This window comes from Quadrisphaera granulorum (assembly GCF_003149145.1).
In the GTDB taxonomy this organism is placed as follows: Bacteria; Actinomycetota; Actinomycetes; order Actinomycetales; family Quadrisphaeraceae; genus Quadrisphaera; species Quadrisphaera granulorum.
Map to the genome: position 1 here is coordinate 1 of NZ_QGDQ01000024.1, position 24,761 is coordinate 24,761.

Consider the following 24,761-nt stretch of genomic DNA (forward strand, 5'->3'; position numbering starts at 1 on the left):
TGATGGGTTCCTTCGCAAGTCCCATCGTTCCAGGTAGATCGACACCCGCTCCTACGTGATCAGCCCCTCACCCGCACCGACGCGGTGGATCGAGGCTCAGCGGACCTCCACGAACGCAGGAGGACGGAAGACGCTCCGGACGAGCGGGCGATCTCCCTAGCGTGATCCACATGAGTCTCACTCGTGTCGTCTCCGCTGCTGTGAGCGCTGTGACCCTGGCCGTGGGAGCTGTTCTGGTCTCCGGCGCTGCGTCGGCGGCTGGTCCAACCCCTGGGCCGGCCTTCGTCTCGTGCCAGAACAGCACGCCCCTGACCCCGCTGGTCGACGGCGGCCTGCGGTCGGCGAGCATCCCGTTCGACCTGTCCTTCGGTGGCGTCACGCGCCAGGAGCTGTGGGCTACGGAGGACGGGTACGTGGTGTTCACGCCCCAGCGGATGTGGGGGTCGTCGTATGACCTCACGACAGTGGTCCGGCCCCTGATCGCGCCGTTCTGGGCGGATGCCACCGAGTACCGGCCCTCCGAACGGGTGTACTCGGGGACGACGACGTTCGAGGGGTACCCGGCGATGTGCCTCAGCTGGCTCTCCACGGCTCCGGCAGTCACCGCACCTTCCGCTGAGCAGCCGAGCAACCGCTACCAGCTCCTCCTCGTGAACCGGAACGACCGTGGGCCGGGCGAGTTCGACATGGTCTTCAACTACGACCGGATCCAGTGGGACGAGACCGGGTTCTACCGCTTCGAAGCCGGGGCGACGGTCGGCTGGAGCGACGGCCGCACGGGCGTGGAGTTCGCCGGGAGCCGCAAGGACGGCGCCTTCCTCGATTCCGGCCCTCGGGCGCTGACCAAGGGCTGGCAGGCCGGCGACTACGCCCCGGTGCTCGGGCGCTACGTGCTCCCCTACGGACAGGGGCTGCAGCCGACGGCATCTCCGACGACGGCGCCTCCGACGACGGCGCCTCCGACGACGGCGCCTCCGACGACGGCGCCTCCGACGACGGCCTCTCCGACGACGGCGCCTCCGAAGAGCGTCGTCGACCTGCGGGTCGGCGTCGGCGGTCCCTACCTGGCCCGACGCGGCGGCTTGGTCGCCTACACCGTCACCGTGCTGAACCGCGGCACCACCACGAGCGCCCCCACCGTCGTGGGGGTCCAGCTGACGGGGGTGACCGTCCAGTCGACGACGCCGCCCGGGCTGGCCGACGGCTCCGTGAGCGCCGGCCAGGCCTCCGTGACCGGCAGGCGGTGGGCCGTGCCAGCGCTCGCCCCGGGGGCGACGTTCACCACGCCGATCTACGCCAACGCCTCCGGCGCCGGTGGCAGGCCCGTCGCTGTCGCCGGTGCGAAGGCCGTCGTCGCACCGAGCGGCCCGGAGCCTGAGCTGACTCTGGTCAACAACGTCGCGCAGGCGGTCACCGTGGTTTTGCCGTGACCCTCCCCGACCCGGCGCCGGCGGTGTCGTCTACGCAACCGAGGAAGGCCCACGGTGCGAGGCGGCCCAAGAGCGACTCGCCGGTGCGCCTGTCGAACCAGCCCTGTTCGCCGGTCGCCAGGATGCGCAGGACCACCCCTTCGCTGATGGCGACGAGCAGCTCGGCCTGGTCCTCGGGCGTGATCGGTGCCCGCAGCGACAGGCCGAACGTCGAGAGCACTGCGCGGTTGAGGTCACCCCAGACGTCTCGCTGCGCGGTCCGGGCCGCGACGAGCGCGGCGTGGAGCCGGGGCCGCCCCTGTGTGAGCACCGAGCCGAGGAGGCGAGCCTTGGCCGACGGCCTGTCGAGGACCCAGGCCAGCTCGGCCGCCGTCACGGCGTGCGCGAAGGCCGAGAAGTCACCCGGTGCGCCCTCCGTGACCTGCGCGCCGAGGGTGAAGCCGGCGTCGTACATCCCTCCGTGAGCCGAGACGGAGTACGACAGCACGTCCTCGACGAGACCCTCGTGCCGCGGCCAGCGGTCCTTTACCTGCGCGGCGGTGACGGACCCCCGGCCGTCGGCGGTGGTTGCCGCGGCCACCTGGGGGAAGGAGAGCGCCTCGAAGAGGCGGGGTGAGGTGGCCCCGGTGAGGTCCTCGGCGAGGACCGCGGTCGCTCCGGCCAGCAGCTGCTCGGTCAGGGCGTCCTCGGCGAGGACCCGTCGCCCGCGCTCGGTGCGTCGGGTGCCCGTCACGGGGTCGGTGAGGCGCGCCAGCACCTGAGGAGCGGCCGGGGGCGCCGCCGTGCTCGCTGGGCCGTCGGCAGGGGCCGGCCCGCGGGGCGGCTCGCCTGGTTCGAGTGCGGCGTGGGCCAGCACGTCGAGCCCACGCTGCAGGCGGTGGGCGCAGCGCCGCGCCACCGCCGGGTCGTCACCCCCCTCCAGTGCCACGAGGTGCACTCCGTCGAGGAGGGCGGACAGGCCACGCGCGAGGTCGGCGAGGTGCACGCCCGCGCGGGGACGTAGGCCACGCGCCCGCAGCGCGCACGAGAGCACGGAGGACCACGCGTCGTCGGCTGCTGCGCGGCCCTCCCGCGCCACGGCCTGCAGCCTCGGGTCACCGCTGGCCAGCACCACGGCCACCACGTGAAGCCGGTGCAGCAGGGGATCACGGGGGAGGTGGAGGCCCAGCTCGACCCACTGCTCGCCCAGGGGCCGCGACGCGTCTGCCGCAGCGTCCGCCAGCGCCTGTCGTTGGGTCCGCTCGAGGTGCCCTCCCCACAGGGACCTCACGAGCAGGTGGGCTACGAGGTCCTGGGCCAGGTCGCCCTGGCGCGGCCAGCGGTCGCGCACGTGCGCTGGGGTGGCCCGCAGGGGCCCGAGCCGGGTCGCGGCGTCGGCCACAGCCTGCGCGGAGAGCTGGTCGAGCATGCGGCAGCGGTTCCCGCCCTGGGCCGTTGCCCTGTCGGTCACCGCGAGGGGGGCGCCGACCTCGGCGGCCAGCAGCTGCAGCGCACCCTCGACGATTCGACGCGTCGTGGGGTCGGAGGCCAGCGCCCTACGCCCCTGTGCCGTCCGCCGGTTGCTCGTGGCCCGTCCAGCCAGGTGGCGCAGCACCGTGGCGTCCAGTGGTGCGTCGACAGCACTCTCCCCGCCCACCCGACCATGATCCCGCTCTCAGCGGCTCCGTGCCGGCAGCGTCGTGAAGCCGCTGGCGTGGAACACGAGCGGACCCGGCTCCAGCACGCGGTGAGCGTGCACGCGCAGCAGCACCACCACGTGGTCACCGCCCGGCAGCTCCTCCTCGACGGAGCACTCGAGCCACGCGGCGGCGCCGTCGACGAAGACCGCTCCGCCGTCGCCGTCCACCAGCGACAGGCCGGCGAACCTGTCGGCGGTGCGGGAGGCCAGCTGACGCGCGGTGGTGTCGTGCGCCTCGCCGAGCACGGAGATGCCCAGGCGGCCGCCCGCTCCCGCCTCGCGCAGCTTCGGCCAGGTCGACGACGCCCTGTCGACGCAGACGAGCACGAGCGGTGGGTCGAGCGAGACGGACGTGAACGAACTCATCGCCATCCCGATCGGGGTGCCACCGATGCGCGCGCAGGCCGACACCACCCCGCTGGGGAAGCGCCCGAACGCGTCGCGGAGCGCGCGGTGCGCTGAGGCGGCATCGGGGGCGTCGTCGACGTCGGTCAGACCCGCGTCCGTTCCGGTCACCGGGGTGCTCACGCGGTCGCCCAGGTGCGCGCCGCGGCACCGGGGTGGTCGGCGGGCAGGTGGCGGCGGCCTGCGCCGAACATGCGCTCGCGCAGGGTCTGCTCGGTGTACTCGGTGGGGAACCTGCCGGCGGCGCGCAGGCGCGGCACCACGTGCTCGGCGACGTCGTCCACCGACCCGGGCTGCACGAACGGCTCCAGGAGGAAGCCGTCGACCCCGGTGGAGTCGACGAGGTCGAGCACCTGCTCGACGACGTCGTCGGGGGAGCCGACGGCCACGAGGCCGCGAGAACCGCGAGTGCGGTGAGCTTCGATCACGTCACCCACCGTAGGACCGGGCCCATCACCGGCCTGCCGCAGATGCCTTTCGATCTGGCTCTGGCCCATCTCGGTGCGGATGCCCGCGAACGGCGCATCCGGGTCGTACGCGCCGAGGTCGATGCCGGTGAACAGCGCGTAGCTGGCGATGGCGGTCTCGCGGGTGTTCAGCGCCAGGTACTCGGCATAGCGGCGCTGCGCCTGTTCGCGGGTGGGGGCGACGACGACGGACAGCCCCACCATCGTCTTCACCGAACCCGGCGCCCGTCCGGCCTCGACGGCGAGCCGGTCCAGCGTCGCCACGTGCTCGGCGAGCTTGGCCTTGGTCGACCCCTGGAGGAAGACGCACTCCGCGTGCCGTGAGCCCACGCCCAGCCCCGCCTTCGACGTGCCGGCCTGGAACAGCACGGGCGTGCGCTGGGGCGAGGGTGCGGTGTTGCTGTACCCGTCGACGGAGAAGTACCGGCCGGTCCGGGTCACGCGGTGGACCTTGGCCGGGTCGGCGTAGGTGCGGCTGGCCTTGTCGGCCAGCACGGCATCGTCCTCCCAGGAGCCTTCGAGGATGGCGTAGGTGGTGAGCAGATGGTCCTCGGCCATGGCGTACCGCTCGTCGTGGGGGACCATCGGCCGACCGAAGTTGGCCGAGGCGCTCTCCGCGAAGCTCGACGTCACGACGTTCCAGCCGATGCGACCGCGGGTGAGGTGGTCGAGGGTGGAGAAGCGGCGTGCGTTGGCGAACGGCGGTTCGAACATCGTCGAGGCCGTCACCACGAAGCCCAGCTGCTGCGCCGCCTGCGCCATCGCCGGGACGAGGAGCATCGGGTCGAGGCGGGGGAGCTCCATCGCCTCGCGGGCGTTGACGTCGGGGCGGACCCCGCCGATCTCACCGTGGCCGTAGCTGTCCGCCAGGAAGCAGAAGTCGAAGGTGGCGTCCTGCAGGCGCTGGGCGGTCTCCACCCAGTACGACAGGTCGGCGTACCGGTGGGTCTGGTTGTGGGGGTGCGTCCACGTCGTCATCCCACCGACGTTGAGGACGGGCGTCTCGAACAGGCCGAGCTTGATGTGCTTGCTGGGGGCAGGACGCGTGGGGGCAGAGGACATGGCGGTGCTCCTGAGCTGGGGTGACGGGGTGGCTGCTGGCCGGGTGGGGGGCGGGAGCAGCCGGGCTCAGGGGCGAAGGTCGCCGCGGGTGGTGTCCTCGGCGTACAGGGGCATCTTGCGCGTCGTCGCGAGGCACGCGGGGTGCACGTGCGCGCGACGGGGGATCACCCGGGGGACGCTAGGTGCGGCCCCGTATGCGCGTCAACGGGGTCGGGCCACATCGGACGGCGCGTCCGCCGGCTGCTCGTGGTGGGCGAGCCAGGTGCGCAGAATCCGCTCGAGCGCGGCCGCGTCGTCGTCGTCCAGCTGGCCCACGAGCCGGTGCTCGTTGGCGACGTGAGTGGTGAACGCCTCGTCGATGAGCCGCCGTCCGGCCCCCGTCAGCGCCACCACGCGGCTGCGCCCGTCGGTCTCGCTGACGCGCCGAACCACGAGACCAGCGCGTTCGAGCCGGTCCAGGCGCTTGGTGGTGCCGCCCGTGGTGACCATCGTGGCGGTGGCGAGGTCGCCGGCCGTGAGCTCGGTGGCCGTGCGCCGCAGGGTGGCGAGGACGTCGAAGTCGCCCTCGGACAGTCCATAGGCCTCGTAGACGACCTCCAGCTCGCGGGTGAGTGCCGCGGCCAGCCGGTGGAGGCGTCCGATGAGCCCGAGCGGGGAGACGTCGAGGTCGGGGCGCTCGATGCGCCACTGCTCCTGGATGCGCGCCACCCGGTCCGTCATGCCCTGGACTCTATCTTCCTGGTAAGGCATCCTGTCTTCCGTGGAAGATAAATGGCGCTGGGTCGCCGTCACCGCTGTCGCCCCCATTTCCTGGGGCACCGCCTACTGGGTGACCGGCCACGCGCTGCCCGCCCACGAGCCCCTGTGGGGAGGCGTGCTCCGAGCCCTGCCTGCCGGCCTCGTGCTGCTCGCCCTGCCCCTGCACGGCTCCGCGAGTGCAGGGCGGGGCCGCAGGGTGCACGGCGTCTGGTGGTGGCGCGCCGCGGTGCTCGGCACCCTCGTCAACGGCGCGTTCTTCTCCCTCGTCTACGCCAGCGCCCAGCTGCTGCCCTCGTCCGTGGCCGCCACCGTGACAGGCCTCAGCCCGCTCGTCGTGCTCGTCCTCGCGTGGGCCTTGCTCGCCCAGCGACCACGCCTGGCGACGACGGCGTCCGCACTGATCGGGCTGGTCGGCGTCGTCCTGCTGGTCGGTGCCGCCGCCTCCGGGCTGGACCCGCTCGGCGTGCTCGCCGCCGTGGCCGCAGTGGTCGTCTTCGCCGTCGGCACCGTGCTGTCCCAGCGCTGGACCCGCAGCGCCGCGGCTGCCGGTGAAGCCGTGCCGCCCGCGCTGACCATGACGGCCTGGCAGCTCACCCTCAGCGGGCTCCTGCTCGCGCCGGTGGCCGCCGCCGTCGAGGGCGCACCGCCCTCCCTCGACGGCGCGGGCCTGCTGGCCCTGGCCTACGTCTCCCTCGTGGCCACCGCGCTGGCCTTCACCGCCTGGTTCGCCGGCCTCGCGCGGCTCGACGCGAGCGCCGTCGCCGTCGTCGGGCTCCTCAACCCGGTGGCCGGCGTGGCGCTGGGCACCCTGCTCGCGGGCGAGCACCTCAGCGCCCTCCAGTGGGTGGGGCTGCTGCTCGTGCTGGGCGGCGTGGCGCTGGGACAGGCCCGCCGTAGGGTCGTCGGTCGTGAGCCAGCGACCGGACCTGAGGATCTTCACCGAGCCCCAGCAGGGGGCCACGTACTCCCAGCTGCTGGCCATGGCCCGGCGGACCGAGGAGACGGGGTTCAGCGCCTTCTTCCGCTCTGACCACTACCTCGCGATGGTGGACGATCCCGCGAACGCCCTGCCCGGCTCGACCGATGCGTGGACCACCCTCGCTGGCCTCGCCCGTGAGACGAGCAGGGTGCGCCTGGGCACGTTGGTGTCCTCCGCAACGTTCCGCCATCCCGGCGTGCTCGCGGTGCAGGTCGCGCAAGTCGACGAGATGTCCGGCGGCCGCGTGGAGCTGGGTCTGGGCGCGGGGTGGTTCGAGGCCGAGCACGCCGCCTACGCCATCCCGTTCCCCCCTCTCAAGGAGCGGTTCGACAGGCTGGCTGAGCAGCTGGAGCTCATCACCGGGATGTGGTCCACGCCGGCGGGCAGCACGTACGACTTCTCCGGTCAGCACTACACCGTGACGGACAGCCCGGCGCTGCCCAAGCCGGTGCAGCAGCCGCTGCCCGTGGTGGTCGGCGGTGCGGGCAAGAAGCGCACCCCGGAGCTCGCCGCCCGCTATGCGGCGGACTTCAACGCGGGCTTCTGCACCCCCGAGGACGCCGGCCAGCGCTTCGCCCGGGTGCGCGCCGCGTGCGAGGCGATCGGGCGCGACCCGGGCACCATCGAGCTGTCGGTGGCGCACCTGCTCGTCCTCGGGAAGGACGACGACGAGGTGGCGCGCCGCGCCCGTGCCGTCGGCCGTGACCCCGAGCAGATCCGGGAGCAGGGGTTCTGCGGCACGCCGGGCGAGGTGGTCGAGCTGCTGGGGCGCTACCGCGAGGCGGGCGCGACCCGGTTCTACCTGCAGGTGCTCGACCTGGCCGACCTCGACCACCTCGACGCGTTCGCGTCCCTGGTGACCCCGCAGCTGTAGCCCCCTCCCGTCGCGGCGGAGGCGGAGGCGGTCAGGCGTGTCGGTGGGCCACCGGGGTGGGTGCTGCCTTCTTGCCAAGCAGCGGCTCGATGACGTCCGCGCCCTTCTCGGAGGCGAACGCGAGCAGTGCGCCGACCACGAGCGACACCACGGACGCGAGGACGGCCGCTCCGCTGGCTCCTGTGCCGAAGAAGCACGCGGCGCCGACGAAGGCGCCGGGGATGAAGGCCAGCGGCTTCCACGCGGCCTGCACGCACATGCCGAACGCGCCGATCGCCACCGCCAGGCCCAGGACGGCCGCGTTGCCGCTCATGGCGGCGGTGGCGGCCTGGATGATCAGCCACCCCCAGACCACGCCGGACAGGGTGGACGCCACGGTCTTGCCGAGCCCGCCCGTGCCTCCGCCGGCGGCGTAGAACATCGCCCAGGCGGCGAAGCCCACCCAGACGACGAGGACGGCGGCGGTGGTGCCCGCCTCGGGCAGGGAGAAGCCCACCCAGGTGAGGATCCCCGCGAGGACGCCGATCGAGATGCCGAGCGCGAGCAGACGCTTCATGACTGTTCTCCTTTGAACAGCAGCAGGGGTGGTGCAGGACGTGGCACATCGCCCCCTCTGCGACGACCAAGGAAGTTCTGCACGGTGACCGTGCAGGACTTCCTTGATCGTCGGGAGGAGCGTGGGAGGGGAATGGTCAGGCGGGGCGACGGCTGAGCAGCTGCACCGGGACCGGTGAGGTGCCCTCGTCGCGGGGGGCCTGGTCGTGCTCGGCCCCCGGGTAGCGCGTGGCCAGCAGGCCGCGGCAGAAGTGCGCGTTGCCGTCGATGCTGATGCGCGTCGACCTGGCCTTGCGCAGCCACATGCCCACCACCGACGGCGGCACGGGCGTGCCGTGGTCGTCGACGGCGACGGGCGCGTCGTCAGCGGTGCTGAGCCCGAGCGCCGAGCGACGGCGCAGCAGCGCCGCCGTGACCTCGCCGGGCAGCAGGTCTCGCACCCTCACGGCGTGCACGTCGTGCTCGCCGAGCGTCGGACGTGCCCGCAGCAGCGCGGTCAGCGCCCGCTCCGCCGCGGCGGTGTGGGCCTTGCGGCGGAAGGTCAGGCGCAGCTCGTCGAGGTCGGACTCCGCCTCGTGCCCGAACGTGCCCTTGTACCCGGCGTCGGCCGCGAGGCCGCGGTTGATGAGGTCGGAGTCGTGGTGGTCGTCGAGCTCGACGTAGGCCCGCCCGCCGCCGTGACGGCCGAGCAGCGCCTCCAGCACGTCCTTGGCGTCCGAGCACATGAGGTAGGCGAAGTTCGGCGAGCAGAACGAGGTCGGCAGGCGAAGGTGCACGCGCAGCGACCGGCCACGCTGACCGTCGCCGTCGTCGCCCAGCTCATCCAGTGATCGAACGAACCCCAGCGACGTGATCGCCTCGTCGAGCTCAGGGTCCATGACCGCCCCGAGCGCGTCCCAGGCCTCCTGTTCGAGCCGGGTCCGCTGCTCGACCCGCTCGGCGACGGCCGTCACGCCATCCCCGTCATGAGCTCGGACTCGGCGGCGCGGGGGTTGTCGACCTTCACGGCCGGCTCCTCGACGTTCAGCGGTTCCGGTGCCACCTGCAGGTGCGCCGGGACGGGGATGTCGTAGAGGGCCGCGGCGTTGAGGCCGAGGATGCGCTTCTTGGAGTCGGTGGTGAGCGGGGCGTACTCCGTCATGTCTTCGGGGATCTGGAAGTCGACGAACTTCTCCACCAGCCACTTGGGCGTCCAGATGGCGTAGTCGGAGGAGAAGAAGATGCGGCTGTCGCCGATCCAGTACATGAGCTCGCCGATGATCTGCGCGAAGTAGCGCGGGCGCGAGTGGATGAACGGCATCGCAACGGCCAGGCCGGCGTAGACGTTGGGCTCCTGCGTGGCGATCCAGCAGAAGTCCTCCAGACGCGGCAGGCCGCAGTGCTCCACCACGAAGTTGAGGTCGGTGAAGTCCGAGGCGACGGCGTCGATGTCGGCGACGTCGAACGCGTCACGGTCCAGCGGGCGGATGGTGGGGCCCTTGTGCACGTGGATGTTCTTGATGCCGAGTTCCTGACAGGCCTCCAGGTAGCGGTAGCTCCACGGGTCGGTGAGCTTGTAGCCGCGCGACTCGCCCTGCCACTCCGCCGTGTAGAGCTTCACGCCCTTGAGGTTCATGCGCTCCGCGTCCCTGCGGAGCTGCTCCAGGCCCCGCTCGCCGAAGCGCGGGTCGAAGGCGTGGTTGTAGGTCAGCTTGTCCGGGTGAGCCTGCGCGAGGGCGAGCGCCTGCTCGGTCTGCCCGAAGCCGTTCCTGTAGAACTCGCCGAGGATCGCCGGCTGGAAGATCGCGTGGTCGACGTAGCCGTCCTCGAAAAGGTCCTTCATGAGACGGTCCGCGTAGTACAGGTACTGGTCGTAGGACCAGTGCTCGCTCTCGGGCGAGAGGTTGCGGTGGTAGTCGTAGAAGCAGTCGATGAACTGCTTGCCGTGGATGTTGCGGAGGTTCTCCGGGCGGGCGTCCCACAGCGCGATGTGCGCGTCGAGGATGAAGTAGTCGGTGCCGTCCTTGCTGTACACGGTGCCTCCTCGTCGAGGTGGTGCGTCGTTGCTCCGAGAAGACCGTCGCACCCCGTGGCCCCGTCTCACAGAGGGTGTACGTCTCACTGTGAGACGCGCTCGCTCACGCCGCTTACGCTGAGTGCCGACGGGGGCAGCGTTGCCTCCGACCTCGGGGGTGGGGAATCGTGCCGGAGGCCCTGGCGGGCACGTCGGTGGACACGTCGCTGAGGCTGCGGGCCTCATGGGCGCGGTGCGAGCACCTGGAGGTGCCGCCCGACGAGGTGCCACCCGTGTTCAGCGGCGCGGTCGACGTGGACCCCGTCTTCGTGGAGTCCGGTCGCACCGTGCTCGCCGACCTGCGCTCCACCCTCGCCGGGGAGCCCGTCGGCGTCATGCTGACCGACGCCACCGGCCTGGTGCTGCAGCGGTTCCTCGACGACGCCGCCATGCACCGCTCCCTCGACAGGGTGCATCTGGCGCCCGGCTTCTCCTACGCCGAGGCACACGCCGGCACCAACGGCCTGGCCCTGGCGCTGGCCGACCGCGCTCCGAGCATCGTGCGTGGCCCGGAGCACTATGTGGAGAGCCTGCGCGAGTACACCTGCGCCGCTGCGCCGGTGATCGACCCGCGCACCGGCGACATCGCCGGCACCGTCAACCTCACCACCTGGTCGCGCTCGTCCTCCGGCCTGCTCCTCGCGCTGGCCACCACCGCGGCCCGCAGTACCTCGGCGCTCATGCTCGCCCGCACCGGAGGCACCGCTGCCCTCGGACCTAGCAGGACGACGACGGGCGCCGCGGCTGCGCCGCGTGGGCAGGTGTACCGCGTGGTGCCCGCCCGGGCAGCCGGCCCCGCGGACCCCTGCACCTCGCGGCTGTGGCGCACCGCCGTTGAGCAGGTCGAGCGGGCGCTGCTCGCCGGGCGCGTCGTCGCGCTCGCGGGGGAGGCCGGGGCGGGCAAGACGGCGCTGGTCGCCTCCGCACGCCGCCGCGCCGAGCTGCGCGGCACGCTGCTCGCGGCCCGCACGCCCGGCCCCGAGGAGGTCAGCTCCTGGATGGCCGCGTGGACGCCGGTGCTCCACGAGGACGGCGCCTGCATCGTCGTCTCCGGCACCTCCGCGCTGCCCGCGTGGGCCGTTGACGAGCTCGCTGCGCTGCTGGCTGCCGCGCGGCGCAGCGACGGCTCACCGCAGCCGTTCGTCCTGACCGAGCACGACGCGCCGTCGCTGCCCGAGGCGCTGGCCGCGCTGGTCGACGTCGTCGTCGAGGTCCCCCCGCTGCGCGACCGTCCCGACGACGTCGTCCCCCTGGCCGAGCACTTCGCCCGCGCCTACCGCCACCGCGACGTGGCGATCACGCCCGCCGCCGCGCAGGTGCTGCGGGCGGCAGCGTGGCCGGGAGGCGCGACCCAGCTGCGGCAGGTGGTGCAGGCAGCCTCGGCGCGCACCGACGTCGTCGACGTCCGCCACCTTCCGGCCGACCTCGCCTCCCGCACCCGGCGCACGCTCACCCGCCTCGAAGCCCTCGAACGCGACGAGATCGTCAAGGCGCTCGCGGTGCCCGGCACGACGGTGGCGCAGGCCGCCGAGAGACTCGGCATCTCCCGCGCCACCGTCTACCGGCGCATCAGCTCCTACGGCATCGACGTGCCGCGCGCATGATCAAGGTCTAGGGGATGAGTATCCCGCGGCCGCGGATGTTGCCGGACTCCAGGTCGTGGATGGCGTCGAGCGCCGCCTCCAGCGGGTACTTCTTGGTGTGCAGCGTGACGCGGCCCTGCGCGGTGAGCGCCATGAGCTCGACGAGGTCCTGGTAGGTGCCCACGAGGTTGCCGACCACGTTGATCTCGCGGCTGATGATCTCGATGGTGGGCAGGCGCACCTCGCCGCCGTAGCCGATGACGTAGTGCGAGCCGCGGTTGCGCAGCAGCTTCGGCGCGAGGAGCTCCGCGCCGTGCTCCCCGACGACGTCGAACAGCACGTGGGCGCCGCCGTCGGTGGCGTCCAGCACCGCCTTCTCGACCTCGGCGTCGCTCGTCGCCTGCACGGTGTGGTGGGCGCCGATGCCCTTCGCCAGCTCCAGGGCCGCTTCGCTGCGGTCGACCACGGTGATCTGGGCGCTGGTGATGGCCGCGAGGGTCTGGATGCCGATGTGTCCCAGTCCGCCGGCACCGACGACGACGGCGTGGGTGCCCGGGAACAGCACGTCCGCTGCCTTGCGGACCGCGTGGTAGGCGGTGAGGCCGGCATCCGCCAGCGCCGCGACGTCGGCGGGCTGCAGCCCGCCGTCGAGCTTCACCACCGAGCGGGCGTTGGTGAGCAGCTGCTCGGCCATGCCGCCGTCGACGTTGAGACCAGGGAACACCGCGTTCTGGCAGTGCGAGTCCTGGCCGTTGCGGCAGGGCAGGCACAGCCCGCACGTGACCAGCGGATGCATGATCACCACGTCGCCGGGGGCGACGTTGCTCACCGCCGAGCCGACGGCGCGGACCGTGCCGGCGTTCTCGTGGCCGATCGTGTACGGCAGCGGCGGATGCTGGATGGGCTCCCACTGCCCTTCGATGATGTGCAGGTCCGTCCGGCACAGGCCCGCCGCGCCGATGTCGACGACGACGTCCCAGGGCCCGGAGACCTCCGGCTCGGGCACGTCGTCCAGCGACGGCGGCTTGTTGTACTCGTGCACGCGCAGGGCCTTCACGGCGCTCCTCCTCGTCGAGGTCCCACCGGCGCTCATTGCCGATCTGGGGACCAGGCCCAGCCTTCCCACCGCCACGGCAGACCGCCAGCGCGTGTCTCACCCTGAGACGTTGCGGCGGAGGCTGCGCGGCTCCAGCGTGCCGCGGGAGCGCGGGTCGACGTAGCGGGTCTGCGTCAGCCCCCGCTTGCGCATGGCGATACCCGTCATGGCCTCGCGGACCGCCCGGTTGGCGAGCAGCGCGGTGATGGCACCGGGTCCGTCGTAGGGCGGGGACACCTCGACGACGTCCATCGCCACGATCCCCACCTCGGCGCTGAGCCGGCGCACGGCGGCCAGCACCTGGCTGCTCGTGAGGCCACCGGGCTCGGGCGTGCCGGTGGCGGGGGCGAACGCCGGGTCGGCGACGTCGATGTCGAGGGAGATGTAGAGGTAGTCGGCCTGGTCGAGCGCCTCGTCGACGGCGCGCTCGAGCACCGCGTCGAACCCGTCCTCCTCGATCTCGGCCATGAAGTGGGTGCGCATGCCCTGCTGCGACATCCAGTCGAGGGTGTCCGGCGTGGGCCAGTACCCGCGCAGCCCCACCTGCACGAAGTTCTTGCCCGGCACCGCGCCCGACTCGATGAGCTTGCGCATCGGGGTGCCGTGGCTGGCGAGGTGGCCGGGGGAGTTGGGGGCGGTGTCGGCGTGCGCGTCGAAGTGGACGATGCCGACCTTCCCGTGGCCGTGGTGGTCGGCCACGGCCATCGCGCACGGCCACGTGATGGAGTGGTCTCCGCCGAGGATGATCGGGACGGCGCCGGTCTCGACGACCGCCCCGACGAACTTGCGCACCCCGACGAACGAGCCCATGACGTTGCCCAGGTGCAGCGGCGCGTCGCCGAAGTCGCACATGCGCAGGTCCGCGAAGGCGTCCACGCGGGTGCCCAGGTGAGGGGCCGGGTAGCCGAACCCGCCGACGTAGTCGCACGAGCGGATGGCCGCCGGCCCGAACCGGGCGCCGGAGCGGCCCGTCGTCGTCGCATCCCACGGCACCCCGAGCACGGCGACCTCCATCTCCCCGGCCCGCAGGTCCTCCGGGGTGAGGCAGACCGGGAGCTTGCCGAAGGTCTGGATGCCGTAGGAGGCCTCGCCGTCGTAGCGGTCCACGAAGATCGGACCGGGCCGGCGGCCCTGGCGCGCGCCGTAGGGGTCGACGGCCCCGTGGCCCTCCAGTCCGGTGCCGAGGCTGGGGGAGAGGTCGGCGGAGAGCGCGTCGAGGTCGGCGAGGACGGCCGGGTCGCCGTCGTGGTGGTGGTGCTCGTGGGGTGTCTCGTCGCCGTCGAGGTCGGGCGGCCACCAGCCGCCGCGGGAGTCGCTCACGCGCCGGACGGTAGCGCGATCTCCCCGGGTTCCCGGGAGGGGTCGAGCAGCTCCGCGTGAGCTTCCACCAGCGGCAGCACCTCGGCCACCGTCACCTGCCGGCCCAGCTCGACGGACAGCGTGGTTACGCCGGCGTCAGCGATGCCGCAGGGGACGATCGCGCCGTAGGCGCCGAGGTCGTTGTCGCAGTTCAGCGCAAAGCCGTGCATCGTCACCGACTGCGCGACGCGGATGCCGATCGCCGCGACCTTGCGCTCGTCGACCCACACACCGCTGCGGCCCCGCACCCGCTCCGCGACCACGCCGAGGTCGGCGCAGACGGCGATGAGCAGCTCCTCCACGCGGCGCACGTGCTTGACCACGTCGATCCGCCCCGCCAGGGACAGCACCGGATACCCCACGAGCTGACCCGGGCCGTGCCAGGTGATCCGGCCGCCCCTGTCGACGTCGATGACGGGCACCCCCGCATCACCTGGACCGCCGGCGAGGGGCCGGTCCGCGGGCTCGGTGAGCTTGCCCGCCGTGAACACCGGCGGGTGCTCCAGGAGCAGAAGGGTGTCGCCTCGGCGACCGGCGACGACGCCGGCGTGGACCTCGCGCTGCAGGTCCCAGGCGTGCCGGTACTCGACCAGGCCGCCGGCTCCGACGCCGCCGACCCGCTCCACGATGGGGCCCCGCTCCATCAGAGGGACATGGTGCACCGACCTAGGGTAGTCCGGTGCGCGTGGGCCTCGTCGGGTACGGCGACTCCGGTCGCTCCTTCCACGTCCCGCTGCTGCGCGCCGCGGGCGCGCGGGTGGTCGCGGTGGTCACGCGGGACGCCGTCCGCTCCGCCGCCGTCCGTTCGGACCTGCCCGGAGCCCGCGTGCTGCCCGACCTCGAGGCGCTGCTCGCCTCTACCGAGGAGCTCGCCGTCGACGTCGTCGTCCTCGCCTCCCCGTCCGGGGTCCACGCGGAGCAGGCGCTCGCGTGCATCGCGGCCGGTGTCGCCGTCGTCGTCGACAAGCCCCTCGCCGTCGACGCGGCGTCCGCGCAGCGGGTGGTCGAGGCCGCCGAGGCGGCCGGCGTCGTCCTCACGACCTTCCAGAACCGACGTCACTCCGACGAGCACCGCACGCTGCGGCGGCTCCTCCAGGCCGGCGAGGTGGGGCGTCCGTTCCGCTTCGAGCGGCGCTGGGAGCGGTGGCGGCCCAAGCCCAAGCAGCGGTGGCGTGAGAACGCGCCCGCTTCAGAGGGCGGTGGGCTGCTGCTCGACCTCGGCAGCCACGTGGTGGATGCCGCCGTCGACCTGTTCGGACCGGTGAGCGCCGTCTACGCCGAGCTCGCCGCCCGCACCACGCCGTCAGAGGACGACGCCGTGCTCGCGCTCACCCACGCCGGTGGGGTGCGGTCGCACCTCGCGGTCGGGTCGCTGGTCGGGGCGCCCGGACCGCGCACGCGGCTGCTCGGCACGGCGGGCGCGTACGTCGTCACCGACTTCGAGGGCGAGCCCGCGGCGTTCGGAGGCTTTGCCGATGCGCCGCGCTGCACCGGGTGGGTGGTCGCGGGCGCCGAGCGTCGTCCCGTGCCCACCGCGCCCGGTGCACCCGCCGACTTCTACCGCGCCGTCGCGGCGGCCGTACGCGCCGGCGACCCCGCGGCCGTGCCGGTGCCCCCGCGCGAGACGCTGCACGTGGCGCAGGTGCTCGACGCCGCCCGCATCAGCTCGGCCGAGCAGCGGGTAGTGACGCTCCCAGCTGGCTGAGCACCGCGTCGGCGGCGCGCCGCCCGGAGGTCAGCGCGCCCTGCTGGCTGGCGGTGTCCCGGTGGTCGCCCGCCACGTAGACGCCGTCGCCCAGGGCCGGGTCCTGCCGGGCCCGCAGCGGCGGCAGCAGCGCGGGCAGCGCCTCCGGCACGACGCTGGTGCTCACCAGCTGCCACCCCGCGGTGCGTACGCCCCAGACGTGCTCCAGCTGCTGGCGCACCACCGGCTCCAGGCCCGGCTCGGCACCGAGCACCGTCGACGCCACGAGGTGCCGTCCCGTGGGGCCGTAGCCGGGGGCGACGGCGGTGAGCAGCGCGCTGTTGACCACCGGGCCGCGACGGTCGCCGTCGAGGTGCAGCAGCCGCGCGCGGCCCCGCTCGACCGGCGAGACCGGTGCCTCGTGCCAGAACGTGGTGAGGCCGCGGGCTGCCGGCACGGTCAAGCCCGGCAGCAGGTCCGCCGCCGCCCACCCGCTGGTGGCGACGACGACGGCGCGGGCGCGCACCTCGCCGTCGTCGGTGTGCACGCGCACGCCGTCGGCACCGGGATGGATCCCGCGCACGGGCGCGCCGCAGCGCAGCTGCGCGCCTCCCTGACCCGCTCGCGCCCCGGCCAGCCGGGCTGCCAGCAGGTCGGGGAGGCGCTGCACCCCGTCGGGCGGTACTCCCGGCGTACCCAACACGAACGACCTCACGACCAGCCGCGCGAACGCCGCCGACGTGCGGCCCTCGGCCTCGCCGAGCACCCCCGCGAGGAACGGATCGACCACGCCGGTCCGGAGCCGCCCGCGCACCCCCGCCCTGTCGAGGGCGCTGCTCAGCGGCTCGTCCGCGCCGTCGCGCAGCGCGTGCGGGTCCGCCGTGGCCGCCCGCAGCGCCCACGCGACGAACGCCGCCTTCTCCCACGGTGACCCCAGCGGCGCCAGCAGCGACGACAGCGCCGCCGAGGGCAGGCGCCGCGGGTCACCGAGCACGTGGTGGGCGCCGCCGACGGCCACCGCAGCTCCCGCGCCGAACGCCTGCAGCGAGAGGTCCTCCATCCCGTCGGCGCCCAGCACGCGCCGCAGCGCGGGGTAGGCCGGGTTGATGAGCTGGAACCCGCGGTCGACACGGAAGCCGCCCGCGTCGTCGGTGCGCACGCGACCGCCGGGGCGGTCGTCAGCCTCCAGCACCAGCACGCCGACGCCCGCCTCGGCGAGCCTCAGCCCGCACGCCAGTCCCGCCAGCCCGGCGCCGACCACCACGACGTCCAGCTCGTGACCCAGCCCGTGATCCACGGGGACCAGTTGTCCACAGGCGGCGGCTGCGCGCCAGCGGGACACCCCGACGCGCAGGCACAGTGACCGGGTGAGGCGCCAGAACCCCGCACCTACGTCGATGCCGTCGGCTCCGCAGGTGCCGGGCCTGCTCGTCGGCGGACCCGTCGCCAGCCCGGTACCCGGCCGACCCGCCGCGTGGTGGGCCGTCGACGAGGACGGGCAGGACGTCGTCGTCCAGCGCGTCCGCCCCGCCGGGGGCACCGGCCCGCTCGCAGGCCTCGACGAGGCCACCCTGCGCCGGAGTCTGCCCCACCCCCACGTCGTGCCGCTGCTCCGCGTGGCCCGCGGCCGCGAGGGCGCCGTGCAGGTGCTGGGGCCGGTCACCGGGATCTGCCTGGCGGACCTGCTCGCCGAGCGCGGCCGGCTCGAGCCCGGCGAGGTGACGACGCTCGTGGCGGGGGTGGGCAGCGCGCTCGCGGCGCTGCACGAGCGGGGGCTCGTGCACGGGGAGGTGTGCGCCGCCGGCGTGCTCGTCGGCGACGGCGGCCTGCCCGTGCTGCTCGGCTGGGGCGCGGCCCGCGCCGCCGCCACCACGGGGCTGCGGCGTCGGGACCTGCGGAGCGGCTCCAGCCGTCCCCGCCCTCGACCATCCGCACCCCGCACCACGGACGACGTGCGGGCGCTGGCCCTGCTCGGGCTGCAGGCACTGGGCAGGAGCAGCTCCGACCTCGCCGGGCTCCTCAGCGCCGCCGCCGAAGCCGCCGCCGACGCCGACAGCGGCTCCGCCTCGCCGACGGCAGAGGAGCTCGCTCGCGCGTGCTGGCAGGCCGTGCCGCCGGCACCGCTCGGAGCAGGATGCGCCCACCCCGCCGACGGCTCAAGGTCCACCGTCCAGGCAGCCGACTCGGCCGTCACCCAGCGCATCCGTCGCACGGCCGCTGTCGCCGCCGCGACCTCCCCCGAGCCCGCGGCCGGCAGCCGACGGTTGCGCTCGCGCGTGGCCCGTCATCCGCTGCGCTGGGCGGGCGGCCTGCTCGCGGTGGCGCTGCTCACGGGCGGAGGGGCCGCTCTCGGAGCGGCGCGAGCACCAGACCCCCGCCTCACCGGAGACGACCCCGCCGCCGCCGTCGAAGTGCTCGCGGAGCTGCGTCTGCAGGCCGTCACCCAGCACGACACCGCGCTCCTCGCGGCCGTCGACGTCACCGACTCACCCGCCGCTCGCGCTGACGCGGACCTGCTGGCCTCCCTGGAGGCCAGCAGCGTCGAGGGCGCCACGTCACAGGTCCTGTCAGCGCAGGTGCGAGAGCACCATGGCGACGAGGCGTGGGTCCAGGTCGTCACGGAGGTGTCCGCTCACCGCGTCGTCACGGGAGACCACGTCGAGGAGGTGCCGGCCACCGGGCCGGTGACGTCGCGGCTGCTGCTGCGCCGGGACGGGGGCCGGTGGAAGGTCGCCGAGACCGCGTGAGGCCGCTCAGCGGGCGAGTGTCCAGCGCACCGCCGACGGCAGGTCGGGGTGGCTGAACCGGAAGCCGCTCCCGAGCAGCGCCGAGGGCGTCAGCCGACGGCTCGCGAGGATCTCCTCGGCGAAGCCGCCGACGGCGAGGCGCAGGGCGGCCGCCGGCACCGGCAGCACCGCTGGGCGGTGCAGCTGCCGTGCGAAGGTCTTGATGATCTTGCCGCTGGGCCGGGGGTCCGGTGCCACGAGGTTCACCGGACCGGAGACGTCCGCATGCATCAGGTGGTCGATGGCGCGGAGCTGGTCCTCGAGGGAGATCCACGACCACCAGTCGCGTCCGCTCCCGAGCGGACCGCCGAGGCCGAGGCGCACCAGCGGCAGCACCTGGCCGAAGGCGCCGCCGGTGGCGTCCATGACCAGCCCCGTGCGCAGGGCCACCGTGCGGATGCCTGCGGCGCGCGCCGGGGCGGCGGCTGCCTCCCACGCGACACAGCACCGCGCCAGGAACTCCTGGCCCGCCGGGGCTGCCTCGTCGAGGGGTTCGTCGCCGCGATCGCCGTAGTAGCCGATGGCGCTGCCCTGGAGCAGCACCGACGGCGGTTCGTCGAGGGCGGCGAGGGCCTTCGCGAGCGTTGCCGTGGCCGAGGTGCGCGACTCGACGATGGTGCGCCGGTAGGACTCCGTCCAGCGGTGGTCCCCGACGCCGGCGCCGGCGAGGTTCACCGCAGCGTCGACCCTCCCCAACAGCGCCGGGTCGAGCCGGCCGGACGCCGGATCCCACTGCACCTCACCGGGTGCAGTGGGATCCCGACGGACGAGCTGGAGGACGTCGTGGCCGGCTCCGCGCCACCAGCGGACCAGTGGCTTGCCGATCATGCCGGATGCTCCGGCCACGACGATCCTCACAGGCCGAGCTCGGCCTCGAACGCGCCCTCCTCCAGGCGGGTCTTGACCGCCACGAGGAAGCGGGCAGCGTCAGCGCCGTCGACCAGGCGGTGGTCGTAGGACAACGCCAGGTACATCATCGAGCGGACCGCGATGACATCGTCACCGTCAGGACCGGTCACGACGGCGGGCCGCTTGACGACAGCGCCGGTGCCGAGGATGGCCACCTGCGGCTGGTTGATGATCGGCGTGTCGAACAGGGCGCCGCGGCTGCCGGTGTTCGTGATGGTGAACGTGCCACCCCCGAGCTCGTCGGGCGTCACCTTGTTGTCCCGGGTGCGCTTGGCGAGGTCACCGATCTTGCGGGCGATCCCGGCGAGGTTGAGGTCGCCGGCGTCCTTGACCACGGGCACGAGCAGGCCGCGCTCGGTGTCGACGGCGATGCCGATGTTCTCCTGCGGGTGGTAGACGATCGAGTCGCCCTCGATGCTGCCGTTGACCTGCGGGTACTGCTTCAGCGCCTCGACCGTGGCCAGGGTGATGAAGGGCAGGTAGCTCAGCGAGGCGCCCTCACGGGCCTTGAAGGCGTCCTTGGCGCGCTCACGCAGCTTGGCGATGCGCGTGACATCGACCTCGACCACGGTGGTGAGCTGCGCGGAGACCTGCAGCGACTCGACCATGCGCTGCGCGATGACCTTGCGCAGGCGGCTCATCTTCTCGGTGGTGCCGCGCTTGGCGGAGATGCTCGGTGCCGGCGGGGCCTTGGGGGCCGACGACGGCGCCGCGGGTGCTGCGGCCGGCGCGGCCTTCGCCTTGGCGGCCTCGGCTGCCTTGAGCACGTCCTCCTTCCGGATGCGCCCACCGACGCCGGTGCCCGTCACGGTGGACAGGTCGACGCCCTCGCTGGCCGCGAGCTTGCGCACGAGCGGAGTGACGTACGCCGACACGTCGGCCGGCGCCTTCGGCGCGCTGCTGCTGGGGGTGCTCGGAGCAGCCGGGGGCGTGATGCTGCCGCTGGCCTTGGTCGGTGTCTCCGGAGCCGGAGCCGGCTTTGACTCGGGCGCCTCCGCGTCGCTCAGCGACTGCTCCTCGGCCTTGGCGCGCTCGCTGACCTCGTCCGCCAGCGAACCGGCGGCGGAGTCTTCCCCGTCGGAACTGCCGGAGCTGCCCGAGCTGGCGGAGCCGCTGCCGACGAGGGCGAGCTTCGCGCCGACCTCGGCGGTCTCGTCCTCGCCGACGAGGATCTCCAGCAGCGTGCCCGCAAACGGCGAGGGAATCTCGGTGTCGACCTTGTCGGTCGAGACCTCGAGCAGCGGCTCGTCGACCTCGACGGTGTCACCGACGCTCTTCAGCCACCGGGTCACGGTCCCCTCGGTGACGGACTCGCCCAGGGCGGGCATGGTGACGGACTGAGAGGAACCGCCGCCCGAGGACCCGCCGGAGCTCTTGGGAGCTTCAGCCTTGGGGGCCTCGGTCTTCGGAGCCTCGGCCTTCGGCTCTTCAGCCTTGGGCTCTGCGGCCTTCGGGGTTTCCGCCGGTGCCGACGAGGAACCCTCGGACGCCTCGCCGATGACGGCGAGCTTCGTGCCGACCTCGGCGGTCTCGTCCTCGCCGACGAGGATCTCGGTCAGCGTGCCCGCGAAGGGCGAGGGGATCTCGGTGTCGACCTTGTCGGTCGAGACCTCGAGCAGCGGCTCGTCGACCTCGACGGTGTCGCCGACGTTCTTGAGCCAGCGGGTGACGGTGCCTTCGGTGACGCTCTCGCCGAGCGCCGGCATCTCCACGGAGGGCATGGGTTCTGTGTCTCCCTAGGGCTCAGGCGTGCGAGTGGAGGGGCTTGCCGGCCAGCGCCAGGTGCGCCTCGCCGAGCGACTCGTTCTGGGTGGGGTGGGCGTGCACGAGCTGCGCGACCTCGTCGGGGAACGCCTCCCAGTTGACGATCAGCTGGGCTTCGCCCACCTGCTCGCCCATGCGGGCGCCGACAGCGACGAAGCCGACGATGGGGCCGTCCTTGCGGCGGATGAGCTTGACGAAGCCCTGGGTGCCGAGGATCTGGCTCTTGCCGTTGCCGGCGAGGTTGTACTCGAGCGCCTCGACCTGGTCGGCGCCGTAGGCCTCTTCGGCCTGCTTCTGCGACAGGCCCACGGAGGCGATCTCGGGGTCGCAGTAGGTGACGCGGGGGATGCCCGAGTCGACGATGGGGACGGGGTTGAGGCCCGCGATCTCCTCGGCCACGAACATCCCGTGGGCGAAGCCGCGGTGCGCCAGCTGCAGACCGGGGACGATGTCTCCGACGGCGTAGAGGCCCTCCACGCCGGTGCGCAGGCGCTCGTCGGTGATGACGAACCCGCGCTCGACCTTCACGCCCTGCTCCTCGTAGCCCAGGCCCGCGGTCACCGGGCCGCGGCCGACAGCCACGAGCAGGTAGTCGGCCTGGAGCTGCTCGCCGGACTCCAGCGAGACGGTGACGCCGGAGTCGTCCTGGGTCACGCCGGAGAAGCGCACGCCGGTCTTGAAGCCGATCTTCCGCTTGCGGAAGGCACGCTCGAGGGCCTTGCTGGCGGCCTCGTCCTCGACGGGCACGAGCCGGGGCAGCGCCTCGACGATGGTCACCTCGGCGCCGAAGGACTTCCAGGCGCTGGCGAACTCCACACCGATGACGCCGCCACCGAGGATGATCACACTGCTCGGCACGTGGTCGAGCTGGAGCGCCTGCTCGCTGGTGATGACGCGCCCGCCGATCTCCAGGCCGGGCAGGGAGCGCGAGTAGGAGCCGGTGGCCAGCACGACGTTCTTGCCGGTGTACCGCTCACCGTTGACTTCCACCGTGTTGCGGGCGACGAGCTTGCCCTCGCCCTCGACCAGCGTGAGCTTGTGGGCCTTCGCGAGGCCCTGCAGGCCCTTGTACAGGCGGCCGATGGTGCCGTCCTTGTACTTGTTGACGCCGGCCATGTCGATGCCCTCGAAGGTGGCCTTGACGCCGAACTGCTCGCTCTCGCGGGCTGCGTCGGCCACCTCGGCGGCGTGCAGCAGCGCCTTGGTGGGGATGCAGCCGCGGTGGAGGCAGGTCCCGCCGAGCTTGTCCTTCTCGACGAGGGCAACGCTCAGTCCTAGCTCCGCTGCGCGGAAGGCTGCTGCGTACCCGCCGCTGCCGCCACCCAGGATGACGACGTCGTACACAGACTCAGCCACCAGACCCTCCTTCGAACCGTCTGTCGCCGGCACGGCGGCATCTCTGCCGCGCCGCGCTCCCCGTCATGCTCCCAGACGCCACTACCGTGTGCCGCGTGGGTCTGCTCTCGCGCCTGGGCCTGGGGCGCTCCTCGTCCCGTGCGTCGTCACGGGGTGGCGGCGGGTTCCGCCCGACCGGTCCCGATTCGGCCCACCTTGCGGAGTTCGCAGCGACCCGCACCGGCGTGGAGGCGTACGTCGAACCCGCCACCAACGTGACACCCACCACACTCGTGCTCGTCGCGCAGGACGGCGAGTGGACCCGCCGTCGCGTCCCGGACCCCGCCACTGCGCGGGCCTTCGCCCGTCGCACCGGTATCCCCGTCTACGACGTGAACCTCACCGGCTACCCGCAGCGCATGCGGGAGTGGACCGCCCGCAAGCGCCGCGAGGACGGCGGCCTCTAGCCCAGGTCTTCAGCCCAGGTCTTCGGCGAGGGCCAGGAGCGTGCGTAGCGCGTGGCCGGTGCCGCCCTTGCCGGTGTAGCCGTGGGGGCCCTGCTCGTTGAACGCAGGGCCGGCGATGTCGAGGTGCGCCCACGGCAGCCGCGTGCCGTCGGCGCCGTTGGGCACGAACTCCCGCAGGAACAGGCCCGCCACGAGCATGCCGCCGTTGCGGTCACCGATGTTGGCGATGTCGGCGATGGGGGAGTCGAGCGAAGCGCGCAGCTCCTCGGGCAGCGGCATCGGCCAGAACTGCTCGCCGGCGCGCTCGGCGGCGGCCAGCACCGCCGCGCGGAGTGCGTCGTCACCCATGACGGCGCTGACGCGGGAGCCGAGGGCCACCACCTGGGCGCCGGTGAGGGTGGCGACGTCGACGATCGCGTCGGGCTGCTCCTCGCCCGCGGCGACGATCGCGTCGGCCATGACGAGGCGGCCCTCGGCGTCGGTGTTGAGCACCTCCACGGTCCGGCCGCCGTAGGTGGTGAGCACGTCGGACGGGCGCTGCGCGGTGCCCGACGGCATGTTCTCCGCCAACGCCAGCCACCCGGTGACGCGCACGGGCAGGTCGAGCCGGGCCGCGGCGACAACGGCCGCCAGCACCGTGGCTGCGCCGGCCATGTCGCACTTCATGGTGACCATGCCGGTCGGCGGCTTGAGGGACAGGCCGCCGGAGTCGAACGTGATGCCCTTGCCGACGAGCGCCAGGTGCGCCTTCGGCTTGGAGGGCGCGTGCTCGACCCGGACCAGGCGCGGCGGGCGCTCCGAGCCCTGACCGACGCCGAGGATGCCGCCGTAGCCGCCGGCGGCCAGCGCCTTCTCGTCGAGCACGGTGATCTTGACCTTGGTGCCCTTCGCTGCGTCGCGCGCCGCCTGGACGAACGTCTCGGGGTAGAGCTCGTTCGGCGGGGCGTTGACGAGGTCACGCACGGTGGAGACGGCGTCGGCGAGCACGGCCGCGCGCTCCAGGCGGGCGGCGAGGGTCTTGTCGCGGGCGAGCGGCGTCAGCAGCTCCAGCTCCGCGACCGGCGCCTTCGCGTCGGCGGCCGTGCGTCCACGCTGCGCGCGGTAGGCGTACGCGCCGAGCAGGGCGCCCTCCGCGACGGCCGCGGCGCTCTCGACGTCGTCGGCGGGCAGGGCCAGCGCCGCCGAGCCGAGGCCGGCCAGCGTCCGGGTGGCCGCGCCAGCGGCACGGCGCAGTTGCTCAGCACTCGGAAGGTCACCGGTGAGGCGGCCGGTGCCGGTGAGGACGACGACGGCGGCACGCAGGCCACCCTCGGCCGTGGGGATGCGCACCACCTCGTCGGCCTTGCCGCTCACGCCGAGCGCTTTCAGCCCCTCGGGCGAGAGCGTGGAGCGCAGCGGTCGCGGCAGGTCGTCGGCGCCCAGCAGACGCGGCCCGGGGGCGACGGCCAGCACGAGGGCGTCGGCCTTCGCGCGGTAGAGGGCGGTGGTCGAGGCGCGCAGGTCGGTCACGCCAGCC

22 protein-coding genes are annotated in these 24,761 nt (G+C 73.4%); 7 read left to right on the plus strand and 15 right to left on the minus strand.

The annotated features are described in order from the left end of the window. Positions 1-170 precede the first annotated feature (170 nt). Positions 171-1,430 carry a DUF11 domain-containing protein gene (locus BXY45_RS16840; RefSeq protein ID WP_146211245.1) on the plus strand — a complete coding sequence of 420 codons (1,260 nt, stop codon included), beginning with the start codon at positions 171-173 and terminating at the stop codon, positions 1,428-1,430. On the opposite strand, the gene BXY45_RS16845 is transcribed toward BXY45_RS16840, so the two are convergent. The 4 genes from BXY45_RS16845 to BXY45_RS16860 all read right to left on the minus strand — a co-directional run bounded on the left by BXY45_RS16845 (position 1,411) and on the right by BXY45_RS16860 (position 5,762). Further along, positions 1,411-3,066 (minus strand): hypothetical protein, encoded by a 1,656-nt coding sequence (locus tag BXY45_RS16845; protein ID WP_109775690.1) that lies wholly within the window; start codon positions 3,064-3,066, stop codon positions 1,411-1,413. The two genes, BXY45_RS16840 and BXY45_RS16845, sit on opposite strands and share 20 nt — an antisense overlap. An 18-nt stretch (positions 3,067-3,084) precedes the next feature. After that, the gene (locus tag BXY45_RS16850) at positions 3,085-3,636 is read right to left on the minus strand and encodes a flavin reductase family protein (protein ID WP_245961882.1); all 552 of its coding nucleotides are present in this window, start codon (positions 3,634-3,636) and stop codon (positions 3,085-3,087) included. Continuing rightward, entirely contained in the window at positions 3,633-5,042 is a 1,410-nt protein-coding gene (locus BXY45_RS16855) for an NtaA/DmoA family FMN-dependent monooxygenase (RefSeq protein ID WP_109775691.1), read from the minus strand. Before BXY45_RS16855 ends, BXY45_RS16850 begins: the two co-directional genes overlap by 4 nt. Positions 5,043-5,243: 201 nt before the next feature. Beyond that, positions 5,244-5,762 (minus strand): MarR family winged helix-turn-helix transcriptional regulator, encoded by a 519-nt coding sequence (locus BXY45_RS16860; protein WP_109775692.1) that lies wholly within the window; start codon positions 5,760-5,762, stop codon positions 5,244-5,246. A gap of 40 nt (positions 5,763-5,802) precedes the next feature. Here BXY45_RS16860 and BXY45_RS16865 point away from each other — a divergent pair, with 40 nt between their 5' ends. Together BXY45_RS16865 and BXY45_RS24315 are read left to right on the plus strand one after the other, a co-directional pair. After that, positions 5,803-6,831, plus strand: a complete 1,029-nt coding sequence (locus BXY45_RS16865) for a DMT family transporter (RefSeq protein ID WP_211319679.1) — start codon at positions 5,803-5,805, stop codon at positions 6,829-6,831. Next, positions 6,782-7,654 carry an LLM class F420-dependent oxidoreductase gene (locus BXY45_RS24315; protein WP_245961893.1) on the plus strand — a complete coding sequence of 291 codons (873 nt, stop codon included), beginning with the start codon at positions 6,782-6,784 and terminating at the stop codon, positions 7,652-7,654. Before BXY45_RS16865 ends, BXY45_RS24315 begins: the two co-directional genes overlap by 50 nt. A gap of 31 nt (positions 7,655-7,685) precedes the next feature. On the opposite strand, the gene BXY45_RS16875 is transcribed toward BXY45_RS24315, so the two are convergent. From BXY45_RS16875 to BXY45_RS16885, 3 genes are all read right to left on the minus strand, one after another. Further along, positions 7,686-8,210, minus strand: coding sequence for a DUF1097 domain-containing protein (locus BXY45_RS16875; protein WP_109775695.1), 525 nt, complete (start codon positions 8,208-8,210; stop codon positions 7,686-7,688). Between the two features lie 136 nt (positions 8,211-8,346). Beyond that, positions 8,347-9,162 (minus strand): iron-sulfur cluster assembly protein, encoded by an 816-nt coding sequence (locus BXY45_RS16880; RefSeq protein ID WP_211319680.1) that lies wholly within the window; start codon positions 9,160-9,162, stop codon positions 8,347-8,349. Continuing rightward, entirely contained in the window at positions 9,159-10,223 is a 1,065-nt protein-coding gene (locus tag BXY45_RS16885) for an amidohydrolase family protein (protein ID WP_109775696.1), read from the minus strand. The genes BXY45_RS16880 and BXY45_RS16885 overlap by 4 nt, the downstream gene beginning before the upstream one ends. A 167-nt stretch (positions 10,224-10,390) precedes the next feature. Here BXY45_RS16885 and BXY45_RS16890 point away from each other — a divergent pair, with 167 nt between their 5' ends. Next, positions 10,391-11,866 (plus strand): AAA-type ATPase lid domain-containing protein, encoded by a 1,476-nt coding sequence (locus tag BXY45_RS16890; RefSeq protein ID WP_172601967.1) that lies wholly within the window; start codon positions 10,391-10,393, stop codon positions 11,864-11,866. 7 nt (positions 11,867-11,873) lie between these two features. Here the strand turns inward: BXY45_RS16890 and BXY45_RS16895 are convergent, their stop codons facing one another. The 3 genes from BXY45_RS16895 to lipB form a co-directional block, all read right to left on the minus strand. Next, positions 11,874-12,902, minus strand: coding sequence for an NAD(P)-dependent alcohol dehydrogenase (locus tag BXY45_RS16895; RefSeq protein ID WP_109775697.1), 1,029 nt, complete (start codon positions 12,900-12,902; stop codon positions 11,874-11,876). Between the two features lie 96 nt (positions 12,903-12,998). Next, positions 12,999-14,261 (minus strand): agmatinase, encoded by a 1,263-nt coding sequence (gene speB / locus BXY45_RS16900; protein WP_211319681.1) that lies wholly within the window; start codon positions 14,259-14,261, stop codon positions 12,999-13,001. Further along, positions 14,258-14,944 carry a lipoyl(octanoyl) transferase LipB gene (lipB, locus tag BXY45_RS16905; RefSeq protein WP_109775698.1) on the minus strand — a complete coding sequence of 229 codons (687 nt, stop codon included), beginning with the start codon at positions 14,942-14,944 and terminating at the stop codon, positions 14,258-14,260. Before lipB ends, speB begins: the two co-directional genes overlap by 4 nt. A gap of 35 nt (positions 14,945-14,979) precedes the next feature. On the opposite strand from lipB, the gene BXY45_RS16910 reads away from it, so the two are divergent. Beyond that, positions 14,980-16,005, plus strand: a complete 1,026-nt coding sequence (locus tag BXY45_RS16910) for a Gfo/Idh/MocA family protein (protein WP_109775699.1) — start codon at positions 14,980-14,982, stop codon at positions 16,003-16,005. On the opposite strand, the gene BXY45_RS24320 is transcribed toward BXY45_RS16910, so the two are convergent. Continuing rightward, positions 15,962-17,281 (minus strand): NAD(P)/FAD-dependent oxidoreductase, encoded by a 1,320-nt coding sequence (locus BXY45_RS24320; RefSeq protein WP_170131569.1) that lies wholly within the window; start codon positions 17,279-17,281, stop codon positions 15,962-15,964. The two genes, BXY45_RS16910 and BXY45_RS24320, sit on opposite strands and share 44 nt — an antisense overlap. 70 nt (positions 17,282-17,351) lie before the next feature. On the opposite strand from BXY45_RS24320, the gene BXY45_RS24325 reads away from it, so the two are divergent. Next, positions 17,352-18,731: a protein kinase gene (locus BXY45_RS24325; RefSeq protein WP_146211246.1), complete on the plus strand. Its 1,380-nt coding sequence runs from the start codon at positions 17,352-17,354 to the stop codon at positions 18,729-18,731. A gap of 6 nt (positions 18,732-18,737) precedes the next feature. Here BXY45_RS24325 and BXY45_RS16925 read toward each other — a convergent pair whose 3' ends face one another. Genes BXY45_RS16925 through lpdA form a run of 3 tightly spaced genes read right to left on the minus strand, consistent with a single transcriptional unit; the run spans position 18,738 to position 22,799 of the window. Further along, the gene (locus BXY45_RS16925; protein ID WP_245961884.1) at positions 18,738-19,616 is read right to left on the minus strand and encodes a TIGR01777 family oxidoreductase; all 879 of its coding nucleotides are present in this window, start codon (positions 19,614-19,616) and stop codon (positions 18,738-18,740) included. Positions 19,617-19,624: 8 nt separating this feature from the next. Next, the gene (gene sucB / locus BXY45_RS16930) at positions 19,625-21,400 is read right to left on the minus strand and encodes a 2-oxoglutarate dehydrogenase, E2 component, dihydrolipoamide succinyltransferase (protein WP_109775702.1); all 1,776 of its coding nucleotides are present in this window, start codon (positions 21,398-21,400) and stop codon (positions 19,625-19,627) included. A gap of 22 nt (positions 21,401-21,422) precedes the next feature. After that, the gene (gene lpdA / locus BXY45_RS16935; protein ID WP_109775703.1) at positions 21,423-22,799 is read right to left on the minus strand and encodes a dihydrolipoyl dehydrogenase; all 1,377 of its coding nucleotides are present in this window, start codon (positions 22,797-22,799) and stop codon (positions 21,423-21,425) included. Positions 22,800-22,894: 95 nt separating this feature from the next. Between lpdA and BXY45_RS16940 the strand changes: the two genes are divergently transcribed. Next, positions 22,895-23,245 carry a thioredoxin domain-containing protein gene (locus tag BXY45_RS16940; protein ID WP_109775704.1) on the plus strand — a complete coding sequence of 117 codons (351 nt, stop codon included), beginning with the start codon at positions 22,895-22,897 and terminating at the stop codon, positions 23,243-23,245. Positions 23,246-23,254: 9 nt separating this feature from the next. Here BXY45_RS16940 and BXY45_RS16945 read toward each other — a convergent pair whose 3' ends face one another. Next, positions 23,255-24,754 carry a leucyl aminopeptidase gene (locus tag BXY45_RS16945; RefSeq protein WP_245961885.1) on the minus strand — a complete coding sequence of 500 codons (1,500 nt, stop codon included), beginning with the start codon at positions 24,752-24,754 and terminating at the stop codon, positions 23,255-23,257. Positions 24,755-24,761 lie beyond the last annotated feature (7 nt).

Coding starts and splice junctions, on each gene's coding strand:
- BXY45_RS16840 (WP_146211245.1), top strand. CDS start 171: ATGAGTCTCACTCGTGTCGTCTCCGCTGCTGTGAGCGCTGTGACCCTG.
- BXY45_RS16855 (WP_109775691.1), bottom strand. CDS start 5,042: ATGTCCTCTGCCCCCACGCGTCCTGCCCCCAGCAAGCACATCAAGCTC.
- BXY45_RS16860 (WP_109775692.1), bottom strand. CDS start 5,762: ATGACGGACCGGGTGGCGCGCATCCAGGAGCAGTGGCGCATCGAGCGC.
- BXY45_RS24315 (WP_245961893.1), top strand. CDS start 6,782: ATGGCCCGGCGGACCGAGGAGACGGGGTTCAGCGCCTTCTTCCGCTCT.
- BXY45_RS16875 (WP_109775695.1), bottom strand. CDS start 8,210: ATGAAGCGTCTGCTCGCGCTCGGCATCTCGATCGGCGTCCTCGCGGGG.
- lipB (WP_109775698.1), bottom strand. CDS start 14,944: ATGGAGCGGGGCCCCATCGTGGAGCGGGTCGGCGGCGTCGGAGCCGGC.
- sucB (WP_109775702.1), bottom strand. CDS start 21,400: ATGCCCTCCGTGGAGATGCCGGCGCTCGGCGAGAGCGTCACCGAAGGC.